This is a genomic window from Streptomyces sediminimaris, assembly GCF_047049295.1.
GTDB lineage: Bacteria > Actinomycetota > Actinomycetes > Streptomycetales > Streptomycetaceae > Streptomyces > Streptomyces sediminimaris.
In genome coordinates this window covers 4,726,543-4,739,740 of sequence record NZ_JBJWOT010000001.1, presented here as the reverse complement: position 1 = coordinate 4,739,740, position 13,198 = coordinate 4,726,543, and the positions used below count along the sequence as shown (strand labels likewise).

Genomic DNA, 13,198 nt, shown 5'->3' with positions numbered 1-13,198 from the left:
CGAATGCCGTTCGCGTCTTTTCGGGGTGTCTGGTGTTCTTGGTCCGATTATGGTGATCCCGTGGTCCACGATTCCGCCCAGCAGGTGCCCGCGGCCCCCTCGGCACCGGCACGCACGCTGGCGCCGTTGATCCTGCCCGCGCTGGTCGTGGGAGTCGCGGCGAGCCTGCTGTTCGTCGGCGTGAGCGCGGCGGCCGAGCAGCTCCAGCACGTGCTCTGGGAGAACCTGCCGGACGCCCTCGGGGTGGGCCGGTACTCCGCCTTATGGATCATGGTCATGCTCACCGCGACCGGCGTGACGGTCGGCCTGGTGGTGTGGAAGGTGCCCGGGCACGCCGGCCCGGACCCGGTGACCCTGAGCCTGAACGCCCCCGTCCTGCCGCCCTCCGTACTGCCCGGTCTGCTGCTGGCGACGGCGCTGATGCTGGCGGGCGGGCCGAGCCTGGGCCCGGAGAACCCGATCATCGCGGTGAACGTGGCGCTCACCTTCTGGCTGGGCAGCCGGCTGATCCCCCGGGTGCCGGGCGGGCTGTGGGCGGCGCTGGCGGAGGCGGCGACGATCGGCGCCCTGTTCGGGACGCCCGTGGCGGCGGCGCTGGTCATCTCCGAGGCGCTGGCCGGGCGGCAGATCAGGGGGCTGCTCTGGGACAACGTGTTCGGTCCGCTGACGGCCGCCGGGGCGGGCGCCCTGACCACCAGCCTGGTGGCGCATCCGACGTTCGACCTGCATCTGCCGCCCCTGGGGCAGCCCGGCTGGCGCGATCTGCTGGCCGTGGTGGCGATCGCGCCGCTGGCGGCGGCGCTCGGCATGGGCGCGGTCCACGCCTTCCCCTACGTGCACGCCGCCTTCGCCCGCCTGAAGCACCCCATGCTGGCGCTGCCGGCCGGCGGACTCGTACTGGGGCTGCTGGGTGTCCTGGGCGGGCAGCTGACCCTCTTCAAGGGGCTCAGCGAGGTCGCCGAGCTGGCGAAGAACCCGGACGGCTGGTCGGCCGGCCAGTTCATGGGGATGGCCGTGGTGAAGCTGGCCGCGCTGCTCGTCGCCGCCTCCTGCGGCTTCCGGGGCGGGCGGATCTTCCCGGCGGTGTTCGTCGGGGCCGCGTTCGGGCTGGGCGCGCACGCCCTCGTGCCGGCCGTTCAGCCGACGCTCGGTGTCGCCGCGGGCGTCCTGGGCATCCTCCTCGCCATCACCCGCCAGGGCTGGGTGAGCCTGTTCACGGCCGCGGTGCTGGTGGCCGAGCCCGAGATCCTCGCCCTGCTGTGCTTCGCCTCGCTGCCCGCCTGGCTGCTGGTGACCGGCCGGCCCCAGATGCAGCTGCGGGAGGACGGGGCCCCGGTCCGCTGACACGGGGGCGGCGCCGCCGGGGTGCCCGGCGCGGTCAGCGGTCGTCCTCCGGGTGCCACTCCCCCGTCGCGTACGGGTTCTCCTGGCCCTCGGCGAGGATGCCGAGGAACGGCTCGCCCTCCCCCGCGAACGTGTAGGCCCCGCCCTCGATGCGCCCGATCAGCCCCCGGGTCCACTCGGCCTCGGCGTCGGCCGTGTGGATCCAGAGGTTCATGATCTCGCCGATGTGGCCGAGCTGTTCGGGCCCGTCCTCGGGGACGTAGTGCTCGGTGACGGAGGAGCGCCACGCCTCGGTGCGCCGGATCCGCTCCTTCAGCAGCGCCACCGCCTCGGCCCGCGGCAGGTCGACGATGAAGCCGATGGCCGCCGACTTGACGTCCGTCCTCTGGTCGTAGGAGGTCAGCGCCTCGCGCAGCAGCCGGAAGTACTCCCGCGTGCCCCGGCCGGTGAGCTCGTACTCCGTGCGCGGCGGGCCGCCGGCCGTGGACGGCGCGACCTCGTGCGCGTGCAGCAGCCCCTGCTTCGCCATCTGCTTCAGCGCGTGGTAGATCGAGCCGGGCTTGGCGTTGGACCACTCGTGCGCGCCCCAGTACTCCAGGTCGCCCCGCACCTGGTAGCCGTGGGCCCGCCCGTGCCGGCGGACCGCGCCGAGCACCAGCAGACGGATCGCTGACATGGGGCCAGCGTAGGACCCGGGGGATCAGTCCCGGCTCGTGCCCTGTTCCCTGGCGACCAGCTCGAAGGCGGTGGCGCCGTCCAGGGACTCGCGGATGATGTCGGCGTGGCCGGCGTGCCGCGCGGTCTCGCGGATCAGGTGCAGGCACAGCCAGCGCACGGAGACGCGGCCCTCCGGCGGGAACCAGGGCTGGTCCGGCAGCGGGAAGGTGTCGTCGAGGCTCGGCACCGAGCGGATGTACGCCTCGGTCTCGGCGGCGACCTTCTCCCAGTACGCGAGCTGCGACTGCACGGTCTCGCCCTCGGTGAGCCGGAACGTCTCGTGCCAGTTGGACGCGTCCCGCCGGATCGCCGGCGGTTCCCGCCTGGCGCGGGCGACCCAGCCCTGCTCGACCTCGGCCACGTGCTTGAGCAGCCCGGACAGGGACAGCTCGCTCGCGCTCGGACGCGACGCCGCCTGTTCCTCCGTCAGTCCGAGCAGGGCCCTGCGGATGCCGCCGCGCTGCTCCTCGAGGAACGCCAGCAGTGCTCCGCGCTCGTCGCCCTGGGCCTCTGCGGATACGTGCGTGACCATGACCGGCCGCCTTTCGTCGGGACCTGCTCGGGTCCTGCTCGGGTCGTCGGGGGCTGTCGCCTCCCCCCGACACCGACCAAGCTACGGGCCCTGTAGGACAGGTCATGTCCTACAGGGCCCGGCGTTTTGGCGGGAAGGGCAGAACGGCCGGAACCGGCGGTCCCGGAGTCGCGGCCGGCGGGCCTAGAAGGGGAACCCGCTGCGCCGGTGCTGCACCGAGATCCACTTCAGCGTGGTGAAGCACTCGACGGTCGACTCGCCGTTCAGCCGTCCCACACCCGAGCTCTTCTCGCCGCCGAAGGGCACGAGCGGCTCGTCGTGGACGGTGCCGTCGTTGACGTGGAACATGCCGGTGTCGATCCGCTTGGCGAAGCCCACGCCCCGCTCGACGTCGCCCGTGTGCACGGCGCCGCTCAGGCCGTACGGCGTGTCGTTGACGATGCGGACCGCCTCGTCCTCGCCGTCGAAGGGGATCAGGAAGGCGACCGGGCCGAAGACCTCCTGCCGGAGCAGCGCCGAGTCTGCGGGCAGGCCGGTCAGGACGGAGGGCTCGACCAGGTTCTCGGTGGTCGTGCCGTGCACCAGGGCCGTCGCCCCCTCGGCGATCGCCTGCTCGACGGTGGCCGAGATGGAGTCCGCCTGCGAGGAGTTGATGACCGGGCCGATGACGGTCTGCGGGTCGCTCGGGTCGCCCGTCTTCAGCGTCCTGACCTTGGCGACGAACTTCTCGGTGAACTCGTCGACGATCCGGCGGTCCACGAGCACGCGGTTGGCGGCCATGCAGACCTGGCCCTGGTGGACGTACCGGCTGAAGACCGCCGCGTCGACCGCGTAGTCGATGTCCGCGTCGTCGAGGACCACGATCGCGCTGTTGCCGCCGAGTTCGAGGACCGAGCGCTTGAAGTGCGAGGCGCAGACGGTGGCCACGTGGCGGCCGACCTTGTCGGAGCCGGTGAAGGAGATGACCTTCGGGACGGGGTGCTCGATGAAGGCGTCGCCGATCTCGGCGATGTCGGTGATGACGACGTTCAGCAGACCGCCCGGCAGACCCGCGTCCTCGAAGAGCTTCGCGACCAGGGAGCCACCGGTGATCGGGGTGTTCTGGTGCGGCTTGAGCACCACGGCGTTGCCGAGCGCGAGGGCCGGGGCGACCGACTTGATCGACAGCAGGAAGGGGAAGTTGAAGGGGCTGATGACGCCCACGACCCCCACCGGCACGCGGTAGAGGCGGTTCTCCTTGCCGTCCACCGGCGAGGGCAGGATCTTGCCCTCGGGGCGCAGCGCCCACTGGATCGACTCGCGCAGGAACTCCTTGGCCAGGTGCAGTTCGAAGCCGGCCTTCAGGCGGGTGCCGCCGAGCTCGGCGGTGATCACCTCGGCGATCTCCTGCTCGCGATCCTCGATCAGTCTGAGGGCCTTCTCGAGGATCGCCCGGCGCGCGTACGGATTGGTTCTCGCCCATTCCGGCTGGGCGCGGGCGGCCGAGCGGTACGCCTCGTCGACCTCGTCGACCGTGGCTATGGTGATCGACGCCAGCTTCTCGCCGTCGTACGGGTTGAAGTCGATGATGTCCCAGGAGCCGGTACCCGGGCGCCACTCACCACCGATGTACTGCTGGGCCAGGTCGGTGAAGTAGGACGACATGTGATCCCCAAATCACTAGCAGACGGACGATCGACGTCACGGTCTGATCACACGTCATCGTACTGGTGGCACACGTGAGTTGGGGACGCTCCGCAATCTTCTGGGGAGAACTCTAGGACAGCTGGAGGAGACCTCGTAGCAGGTCGCGGCTCTCGTCCGGCCCGGGGCTGTCCTGCTGGAGCTCCTTCAGCGCCCTCTCGTACTGGCCGACGTCCTCGTGTTTGTCCAGGTAGAGCGCGCTGGTGAGCTGCTCCAGGTAGACGACGTCCGACAGGTCGGACTCCGGGAAGCTGAGGATGGTGAACGCGCCGCTCTCGCCCGAGTGACCGCCGAAGCCGAACGGCATGATCTGCAGCCGTACGTTGGGCCGTTGCGAGATGTCGATCAGATGCTGGAGCTGGCCCCGCATCACGTCGCGGTCGCCGTAGGGGCGGCGCAGGGCGGCCTCGTCCAGGACGACGTGGAACTCCGGTGCGTGTTCGGAGAGGAGGTTCTTCTGCCGCTCCAGACGCAGCGCCACGCGCTTGTCGACGTCGGCGGCGCTCGCGCCCTTCATGCCCCGCTTCACGACCGCGCGCGCGTAGTCCTCCGTCTGCAGCAGGCCGTGCACGAACTGCACCTCGTAGGCGCGGATCAGGTGCGCGGCGCCCTCCAGGCCCACATAGGTGGGGAACCAGGTCGGCAGGACGTCCGAGTAACTGTGCCACCAGCCCGCCACGTTGGCCTCGCGGGCGAGGGAGACGAGCTGGGCGCGCTCCTGCTCGTCCGTGATGCCGTAGAGCGTCAGCAGGTCCTCGACGTCACGCGTCTTGAAGCTCACGCGGCCCAGTTCCATCCGACTGATCTTGGACTCGGAGGCGCGGATCGAGTATCCAGCCGCTTCGCGGGTGATCCCGCGCGCCTCGCGCAGTCGCCTGAGTTGCGAGCCGAGCAGCATGCGCCGCACCACCGATCCGGGCTCTCCCACGCTCACGTTCGCCAGCCTCCCCAACCGCTTCAGGGGCCCGAGTCTGCCACTAAAACACTCCGAGCAGTACTCGTCCGATTACAGAGATGGAAAGAAGTCAAAGATTCTGCACAGGAGTGGGGAAGGAGATGGCAACCAGAGGGAGAGAAGTTGGCGGAAAAAATGGCCAACAAGCGGTACGGGAGCGCCCAATTCGGTCACGTGCACGTGCATCTGCACCTTGCATCTGCACCGCGCATCCGAAACCATGGTCCCGCGCCACCGCTGCATCGCAACGACCGCGAATTCCGGGAGTGCCTCGCATGGGAACGAATGGATCGACCATGCTCGAGCCGTTACGGCAGGGCCTTCCGCCGCTTGACCCCACGGCCGTGTCCGCCGCCGCCTCCTGCGCCCTTCCCGCCCGCTACGAGGCGGTTCGCGAGGCGAGGCACTTCACGCGCAGAACCCTCGACCAGTGGGAGATAGCGGAGCGGTTCGACGACGTGTGCCTGGTGGTCTCGGAGCTCGTCACCAACTCCCTGCGGCACGGCCTGCCGGCCGGCGCCCTGTGCGCCGCGGACCAGAGCCCTCCCGTGCGGCTGCACCTGATGCGCTGGGCGGAGCGGCTGGTGTGCGCGGTGCGCGACCCGAGCGAGGCGAGCCCGGTCGCCCGCGAGGCCGACGACTTCTCCGCGGAGTCGGGCCGGGGCCTGCTGCTCGTCGACTCCTTCGCCGACGGCTGGGGCTGGCACCCGATGGCGGGCACGCTGGGCGGCAAGGTCGTCTGGGCGCTCTTCCGGCTGTCGGACGCGGCCGGGCCGCAGTCCGCCGAGTAGTGCGCCCGGGCGTTCTTCGACGCCCGGGTTCTACGCGCGTTACAGCCCACAAGGGGCCGATTGCCCCGGTTCGTTCCGGGGCCGGGGGCCGGAGGGCCGGGCGGGCCTCAGCCCGCTATCAGGTGATCGAACTCGCCGTCCTTGATGCCCAGGAGCATCGCCTCGATCTCCGCGCGCGTGTAGACGAGCGCCGGACCGTCGGGGAAGCGCGAGTTGCGCACCGCCACCTCACCGCCGGGCAGTCGCGCGAACTCCACGCAGGATCCCTGCGAGTTGCTGTGCCGGCTCTTCTGCCAGGCCACCCCGTTCAGCTCCGTGGCTGCCATGCCGTTGTACGCGTCGCGGTCCACAGGTCGCTCCCCGGTGGTGCGGTGGCCGTGTGGCCATTGATGCAGTGGTCAACTGTCCGGATCATAGCCGTGTTCATGTGCAGATGCATGAGCAGATGCACGTGCACGCGGGGTCATCCTGCGGTTACAGCTTTGGCGAGTGCTTTACCCGATCCCCTCGAGCGTCTGCCCCAACACCCGCAGGACATGCGACCGCCAGCCGTCACCCATGATCCTGCGCGCCATCAGCTGCGCCGGGTCGTCCGGGTCGAATCCCTCGTGCACCAGGAAGAGACGCGTACCGCGGCCTTCCTGTTCCAGCGTCCACGTGATCGTCCAGTCCGCGGGATTGGCCGGATCGGCGTCGGTCCACCGGAGGGCCAGCATCCGCTCGATGTCGTAGGCGAGTACCTGCACGTCCACGACGCCGGAGAAGCCGGTGTTGGGCCGGGGTACGGAGGTCAGGCGGTACCGGTGTCCCACCTCCAGCCGGAAGTCCTCGGCGCCCTGCATCTGCCACTGCACGAGCAGCCCGGGCTCGGTCAGAGCGCGCCAGACCCTGGCTGCGGGGCGGGCGTCCGCGGGAACCGGGTGCCGCGCTGCTGGTAGCTTGCTGCGGACCTTTCGGTCGGGCCGGGGCGTTCGCCCACCCGCTACAGCTCGGGAGCTCTCAGTGACTTCGGCGATGTTCACGCGTACCGCTCACTCCTCTCGCAGGCTGCCGCGGCGGCAGGTGCGGATCGCGGCGGCGGCTGCGGGTCTGGTGGGCGCGCTCGTGCTGAGCGCGTGCAGCGACGGCGGCGGCTCCAAGGACGGCTCCTCGCCGAGCCCCTCCGCCGCCTCCTCGACGGCCACCTCGAGCACCGGGGGCGGGACCGGCGGAACCCCGGGCGCGTCCGACGACCTCCAGGGCAGCTGGCTCGCCACGAGCGGCGGCAAGGCCGTCGCGCTGGTGATCAACGGCAAGCAGGCCGGGCTCTTCTCGACCGGCGGCGCCGTGTGCAGCGGCAGCGCGGGCAAGGAGGCCGGAGTGCGGAAGATTCATCTGACCTGCACGGACGGCAGCAAGGACCGGTCGACGGGGACGGTCGACTCCGTGTCGGCGAGCGCGCTGCGGATCACCTGGTCGGGCAGCGCCGGCAAGGAGACGTACACCAAGTCCAAGGGCGGGACGCTTCCCTCGGGTCTGCCGACGGCGAGCCTCGGGCAGTAACCGCCGGGGGCGCGCGACCACCCCGTGCGCGCGTGCGTGATGATGCGGGGCACGCGATCACCGGCGTCACGCCGCAGAGCACCAGAGGACCCCTATGCGCGCCACCCCCCTCGCCGTCGCCGCCCTCGCCGCGGCGCTCCTTGTCTCCGCCTGCGACGGCGGCGGCGGTCACCGCGCGGGCGGCGGTGGCAGCGCGGGCAGCGGCAAGGCCGCCGGGTCCGGCGACGCCTGCGCCCTCGGCGGCGTCGGCGTGCAGGTCGCGGCGAGCGCCGCCCCGGCCGCCGGTGACTCCGGCGACGTCACCGTCACGATCACCAACCGGGGCGCGGAGTGCACCCTGAACGGCTTCCCGGACGTCCGTCTCCACGCCGGCGGCGGTACCAGCACCCTCCCCTCCGACAAAGCCGCCAGGGCCCAGAAGCTGACCCTCGCCAAGGACGCGACCGCCTCCTTCACGATCACCTACGTCCGCGGCGAGGCGGGCGGCGGGCAGAGCCTCGCGGTGCGCACGGCCGGGTTCAGCCTGCCCGGCTCCTCCGCCGAGCACCGCTTCACGTGGTCGTACGGTGACGTCGCCGTCAAGGGCGGCGCGCACGAGCCGAACGCCTCGGTGACCTCCTTCCAGCAGGCCGGCGACTGACGCGCGCCCGGCTCACGGGAGCCGCGGCCGGATCCCGACCTGCGCCCGGTCCGCGGCCCGCGCGCCCTCGGTCCAGCCGGCCGCGTCGCTCACCCCGCGCAGACGGGTCGTGGTCGTGCGCGGGAACAGGCGCTCCGTACGGTCGGTGACCGCGGCCTCGCGGGAGGCCAGCACCGGCAGCAGGTCCTCGGTCACCTGCGTCTCGGCCGCCGCCGCGAGGCGCGAGCCTATCCGGTGGGCGTACGCCGCGAGGAAGGACTGACGGAAGGTCCTGGTGCGTCTGCGGCCGCCCGCGCGCTGGGCCGCCTCCGCCTTCGTCATGGCCGTCGCGGCCTGCACCAGCAGCGAGGTGTGGAGCAGCTCGACCGCCTCCAGGTCGGCCTCGAAGCCGACGACGGTGGAGAAACCCAGCGGTTCGTTCCACACCGCGCGGCAGTGGTTGGCGGTGGCGACCGCGTCCAGCAGCACCGCCTTGGCCTGCTCGTACGGCGCCTCGACCCCGATCCGGCAGGCACCGGGGGCCGTGCGGGACGGTGCCCGGGCGGCGAGCAGCGCCTCGTCGACGCTGTGCCGGGCCATCAGCTCCTGGGCCTTGGCGGACAGCGCCTCCGCCTCCTGGGGGAACCCGGTCGCCTCCGCCTTGGCGAGCAGCGCGCGGATGCGGGTGAGCATGCGGGACTCGGTGCCGCCGCCGGGCGCGGGGCCGGGCCGGTGCGTGGGGTCGTCGAGCGGTTCGAGCGCCGGCAGGCGCAGCAGCAGGCGGTACAGCTCCAGGACGGCCGTCGCGCAGGAGAAGCGGTCGGTGCCGGGTGGGACGGCGAGAAACTCGCCGCTCCCGGACACTCCGGCGGTCCCGGCGGTCCCGGCGGTCCCGGCGGTCCCGGCGGCCTCGGCGGCCTCGGCGGCGAGGTCGTCCAGCTGCGCCTGCCAGCGGGGGCCGCGCGGGCCGTCGTGCGGCGCCTGCGCGCGGATCAGCGCCGCCGCCAGCCGCAGGTGCACGGCGTCCAGGTCGCGTCGCACGAGCCGCATGACATCGGCCGGCTGCCAGCCGCGCCGCCAGGCCGCCGCCAGGAACTCCCGGCCGCGCCGGGCGAGTTCGGCGTCGGCCGCGGGGTCCGCGGCCAGCAGGGAGGCGCCCGTGTCGAGGGCGGTGTCGGTCTCGGCGTACAGGGCGGCCCCGAAGGCGCTGTCGACGGTGCTGGACGCGGTGCTGCTCACCCGTCGATCGTGCCACGCGGCACCGACAACCACGCCGAAGCGGCGGCACGCGCGCAGGGCCGGCCCATATGTCAACCACGGGTTGACAGTCGGATACTGTCAACCTACGGTTGACGCATGACGAACAACCCCGGCATCACGTCATCCGTACGTCTCGACGACCTCATCGCGGCCATCAAGAAGGTCCACTCCGAACCCCTCGACCAGCTCCAGGACGCGGTCATCGCCGCCGATCACCTCGGCGAGGTGGCCGACCACCTGATCGGCCACTTCGTGGACCAGGCCCGGCGCTCCGGAGCGTCCTGGACGGACATCGGCCAGAGCATGGGGGTCACCCGCCAGGCGGCGCAGAAGCGCTTCGTGCCCAAGGAGTCGACCGGCCTCGACCCCAACCAGGGCTTCGGCCGCTACACCCTGCGCGCCCGCAACGTGGTGATGACCGCGCACAACCAGGCCAAGGCCGGCCGCAGCACCGAAGTCGCCCCGGCCCATCTGGTCATCGGCCTGCTCGCGGAACCGGATGGCCTCGCCGCCAAGGCCATCGTCAGCCGTGGCGTCTCCCTGGACGCCGTGCGCGAGGCCGCGACCGCGGCGCTCCCGCCCGGCGCCGGCGAGGCCCCCGAGCTGGTCCCGTACTCCTCGGACGCCAAGAAGGTCCTTGAACTCACCTTCCGTGAGGCGCTGCGCCTCGGTCACAACTACGTCGGCACCGAGCACATCCTGCTGGCCCTGCTGGAGTTCGAGCACGGCTCGGGCGTGCTGGCCGGCCTCGGCCTGGCGAAGGAACCCGTGGAGGCCGAGCTCGCCAAGGCGCTGGAGAAGTATCTGCAGGCCCCGCCCGCACAGGGCTGACGCCGTTGTCGGACCCCCCTGCGACACTCGCAGCATGGCCGACCGCTGGGCGCTCGCTCCGGCCGAGGACGGTGGCGTGGAGATCGCCCCCCTCGGTCCGGACGGGCTGCCCGCCGGACCGGTCCTGTGGGAGCCCGACCCCGCGACGGCCGTGCGGGCGCGGCCGGACGTCGTGCGATGGGTGTGGCGGTCCACGGCCGAGGTGTATCCGCGCCTGCTCGCCACGGGGGTGCGGGTGGAGCGGTGCTACGACATCGAGGACGCCGAGACCCTCCTGCTCGGCCACGAGGGACGGTACGGAGAGCCCCGCTCGGCGGCCGCCGCCCTGGCCCGGCTGCGCGGCGGCCCCGTCCCGCCCGACCCGCCCCCGCGTGCCGCCGAGCCCGGCGCGCAGTCCTCCCTCTTCGAGCCCCGGACCGTCCACGTCCCGCTGCCCGACCTCGTCGAGATCTACGCCGGGCAGCAGCGCCGGCACGACGCCACCGCGCACCCCGACCGGATGCGGCTGCTGACCGCCGCCGAGTCGGCGGGCATGCTGGTCGCCGCCGAGATGAACCGCGCGGGGCTGCCGTGGAGCGCCGAGGTGCACCGCCGGGTGCTGCACGAACTGCTCGGCGAGCGGTACGCGGGCGGTGGCGAGCCCCGGCGCCTCGCCGAGCTCGCGGACGAGGTGTCCGCCGCCTTCGGGCGCCGGGTGCGGCCGGATCTGCCCGCGGACGTCGTCAGGGCCTTCGCCCAGGCCGGGATCAAGGTGAGGTCGACCCGCCGCTGGGAGATCCAGTCCGTCGACCACCCGGCCGTGAAGCCGCTGCTGGAGTACAAGAAGCTGTACCGCATCTGGGTCGCCCACGGCTGGTCCTGGCTCCAGGACTGGGTGCGCGAGGGACGGTTCAGGCCCGAGTTCCTGGCCCATGGGACCGTGACGGGACGCTGGGTCACCAACGGCGGGGGCGCCCTGCAGATCCCCAAGGTCATCCGGCGCGCGGTGGTCGCCGACCCGGGCTGGCGGCTCGTCGTCGCGGACGCCGACCAGATGGAGCCGCGCGTGCTGGCGGCCATCTCCCGGGACCCGGGGCTGATGGAGGTGGCCGGCCGCGAGAGCGACCTCTACCAGTCCGTCTCCGACCGGGCCTTCTCCGGCGACCGGGCCCAGGCCAAGCTCGCCGTGCTCGGCGCGGTCTACGGCCAGACCTCGGGCGACGGCCTGAAGAACCTCGCCGCGCTCAGACGCCGCTTCCCCCGGGCGGTGGCGTACGTCGACGACGCGGCGCGCGCGGGCGAGGAGGGGCGGCTCGTACGGACCTGGCTGGGACGGACCTGCCCGCCGGCGGCCGGGGCGGGCGAGAACGCCGAGGAGGCCGGCATCCCCCAGGACGACCCCGCCGAGGCGCCCGCATCGGACGAGTGGGTGCCGGGCTACGCCTCCACCAACGCCCGCGCCCGGGGCCGCTTCGCCCGGAACTTCGTCGTCCAGGGCAGCGCCGCCGACTGGGCCCTGCTGCTGCTCGCCGCACTGCGGCAGACCTGCGCGGACATGGCGGCCGAACTGGTCTTCTTCCAGCACGACGAGGTGATCGTGCACTGCCCCGCGGACGAGGCGGAGGCCGTGGTGCGGGCCATCCGGGAGGCGGCGGAGCTGGCGGGCCGGCTGACGTTCGGCCGGACGCCGGTGCGCTTTCCGTTCACCACGGCGGTGGTGGAGTGCTACGCCGACGCGAAGTGACGGGGGCACCCGGAACCGGCCGGCCGCGCGGTGGCCCGGCGGACGAGCGGCGCCGGGCCGGTGACCGTCCATCCGTCCCGGACGGCCACCGGTGTCAGACGACCATCCGCCCCTAGACGACCGGCGGTCGTCCCAGCCGCGACAGCCGCCACACCGTCCGCCACCGCATCGGCCGGCGCTCGCCGGCCGGCTCCCGCAGGCCCTCCACGAATCCGCCGAACCAGGCCCGCAGACCGGCGCGCGAACGGGTCCGTACGAGGGTGAGCAGCATCCAGACGCCCAGGTGGACGGGGATGAGCGGCAGCGGGAGGCGGCGGCGCACCAGCCAGACCCGGTTGCGGGCGGTCACGCGGTAGTAGATGGCGTGCCGGGCGGGCGAGGTCCTGGGGTGCCGCAGCAGCAGTTCCGGCGCGTACAGGATGCGCCAGCCGGCGTCGGCGGCGCGCCAGGCGAGGTCGGTCTCCTCGTGGGCGAAGAAGAACTCGGCGGGCCAGTCGCCGATCTCGTCGAGCATGGCCGTCCTGAGGGCGTGACCGCCGCCGAGGAACCCGGTGACGTAGCCGCCCTTCATGGGGTCGGAGGCGCCGAGCCTGGGCACGTGGCGCTGCTGCGTCTCGCCGTGCTCGTCCGCGATGCGGAAGCCGACGATGCCGAGTTGCGGATCGGCCGCGAACAGGTCCCGTACCCGGCGCAGCACGTCGGCGTCGACGAGGAGGCCGTCGTCGTCCAGCTCCACGACGACGTCCACGTCCCCGAACTCCCTCAGCCGGGCCAGCGCCTGGTTGCGTCCGCCCGGGCAGCCGAGGTTCTCGTCGAGTTCCAGGAGGGTCGTCTCGCCCGGCAGCGCGAGCCGCTCGGCGAAGTCGGGCAGCGGGCAGCCGTTGCCGACGACCACGATCCGCTCGGGGGCGAGATCCTGCTTGGCCACGGACTCCAGCAGGGCCTCGACCTCGTCGGGCCGGTTGCCCATGGTCACCACCGCGACGGCGATCCTCGGCGCCCGCAGGTCCCCCATGCCCTCACCCCATCCCGCCATCCCGGCCGTCGGCAATCCCGGCCGCGATGCTAGCCGTTCACGGTAAGGACTTCCTGAAGACGCCGGTTCGTGGTCCGAACCGCTCGACGGTTCGTGGGCCGAATCGGTGCGCGTTACGTGATCCGAAATCCGAACCGGTCCGCGTTTCGTGGTCAGAGGGGGCCG

13 protein-coding genes and 1 pseudogene are annotated in these 13,198 nt (G+C 72.4%); 6 read left to right on the top strand and 8 right to left on the bottom strand.

Annotated elements, in window-relative coordinates; all coding sequences use genetic code 11:
* Positions 1-60 precede the first annotated feature (60 nt).
* Positions 61-1,344 (top strand): ion channel protein, encoded by a 1,284-nt coding sequence (locus ACJ9NR_RS22050; protein ID WP_412493599.1) that lies wholly within the window; start codon positions 61-63, stop codon positions 1,342-1,344.
* Positions 1,345-1,378: 34 nt separating this feature from the next.
* Here the strand turns inward: ACJ9NR_RS22050 and ACJ9NR_RS22045 are convergent, their stop codons facing one another.
* The 4 genes from ACJ9NR_RS22045 to ACJ9NR_RS22030 form a co-directional block, all read right to left on the bottom strand.
* Positions 1,379-2,020, bottom strand: a complete 642-nt coding sequence (locus ACJ9NR_RS22045) for a PadR family transcriptional regulator (protein ID WP_412493600.1) — start codon at positions 2,018-2,020, stop codon at positions 1,379-1,381.
* A 24-nt stretch (positions 2,021-2,044) separates the two neighbouring features.
* Positions 2,045-2,593, bottom strand: coding sequence for a DinB family protein (locus ACJ9NR_RS22040; protein WP_412493601.1), 549 nt, complete (start codon positions 2,591-2,593; stop codon positions 2,045-2,047).
* Positions 2,594-2,776: 183 nt separating this feature from the next.
* Entirely contained in the window at positions 2,777-4,237 is a 1,461-nt protein-coding gene (locus ACJ9NR_RS22035) for an aldehyde dehydrogenase family protein (RefSeq protein ID WP_412493602.1), read from the bottom strand.
* 112 nt (positions 4,238-4,349) lie between these two features.
* The gene (locus ACJ9NR_RS22030) at positions 4,350-5,186 is read right to left on the bottom strand and encodes a Sco1979 family transcriptional regulator (RefSeq protein WP_491074831.1); all 837 of its coding nucleotides are present in this window, start codon (positions 5,184-5,186) and stop codon (positions 4,350-4,352) included.
* Between the two features lie 341 nt (positions 5,187-5,527).
* Between ACJ9NR_RS22030 and ACJ9NR_RS22025 the strand changes: the two genes are divergently transcribed.
* Positions 5,528-6,022, top strand: a complete 495-nt coding sequence (locus tag ACJ9NR_RS22025) for an ATP-binding protein (protein ID WP_412493603.1) — start codon at positions 5,528-5,530, stop codon at positions 6,020-6,022.
* Positions 6,023-6,129: 107 nt separating this feature from the next.
* On the opposite strand, the gene ACJ9NR_RS22020 is transcribed toward ACJ9NR_RS22025, so the two are convergent.
* Together ACJ9NR_RS22020 and ACJ9NR_RS22015 are read right to left on the bottom strand one after the other, a co-directional pair.
* Entirely contained in the window at positions 6,130-6,348 is a 219-nt protein-coding gene (locus tag ACJ9NR_RS22020; RefSeq protein WP_412493815.1) for a DUF397 domain-containing protein, read from the bottom strand.
* A 168-nt stretch (positions 6,349-6,516) separates the two neighbouring features.
* Positions 6,517-6,921: pseudogene (locus ACJ9NR_RS22015) on the bottom strand (SRPBCC family protein); the annotation flags it as partial.
* A 115-nt stretch (positions 6,922-7,036) separates the two neighbouring features.
* Here ACJ9NR_RS22015 and ACJ9NR_RS22010 point away from each other — a divergent pair.
* Positions 7,037-7,564: a hypothetical protein gene (locus ACJ9NR_RS22010; RefSeq protein ID WP_412493604.1), complete on the top strand. Its 528-nt coding sequence runs from the start codon at positions 7,037-7,039 to the stop codon at positions 7,562-7,564.
* A gap of 94 nt (positions 7,565-7,658) precedes the next feature.
* Positions 7,659-8,204 (top strand): DUF4232 domain-containing protein, encoded by a 546-nt coding sequence (locus ACJ9NR_RS22005; RefSeq protein ID WP_412493605.1) that lies wholly within the window; start codon positions 7,659-7,661, stop codon positions 8,202-8,204.
* A 12-nt stretch (positions 8,205-8,216) separates the two neighbouring features.
* Here the strand turns inward: ACJ9NR_RS22005 and ACJ9NR_RS22000 are convergent, their stop codons facing one another.
* Entirely contained in the window at positions 8,217-9,422 is a 1,206-nt protein-coding gene (locus ACJ9NR_RS22000) for a DUF2786 domain-containing protein (protein ID WP_412493606.1), read from the bottom strand.
* Between the two features lie 117 nt (positions 9,423-9,539).
* On the opposite strand from ACJ9NR_RS22000, the gene ACJ9NR_RS21995 reads away from it, so the two are divergent.
* Together ACJ9NR_RS21995 and ACJ9NR_RS21990 are read left to right on the top strand one after the other, a co-directional pair.
* Positions 9,540-10,274 carry a Clp protease N-terminal domain-containing protein gene (locus ACJ9NR_RS21995; RefSeq protein WP_412493607.1) on the top strand — a complete coding sequence of 245 codons (735 nt, stop codon included), beginning with the start codon at positions 9,540-9,542 and terminating at the stop codon, positions 10,272-10,274.
* A 34-nt stretch (positions 10,275-10,308) separates the two neighbouring features.
* Entirely contained in the window at positions 10,309-11,997 is a 1,689-nt protein-coding gene (locus tag ACJ9NR_RS21990; RefSeq protein WP_412493608.1) for a bifunctional 3'-5' exonuclease/DNA polymerase, read from the top strand.
* Between the two features lie 112 nt (positions 11,998-12,109).
* Here ACJ9NR_RS21990 and ACJ9NR_RS21985 read toward each other — a convergent pair whose 3' ends face one another.
* Positions 12,110-13,003: a glycosyltransferase family 2 protein gene (locus tag ACJ9NR_RS21985; protein WP_412493816.1), complete on the bottom strand. Its 894-nt coding sequence runs from the start codon at positions 13,001-13,003 to the stop codon at positions 12,110-12,112.
* Positions 13,004-13,198 lie beyond the last annotated feature (195 nt).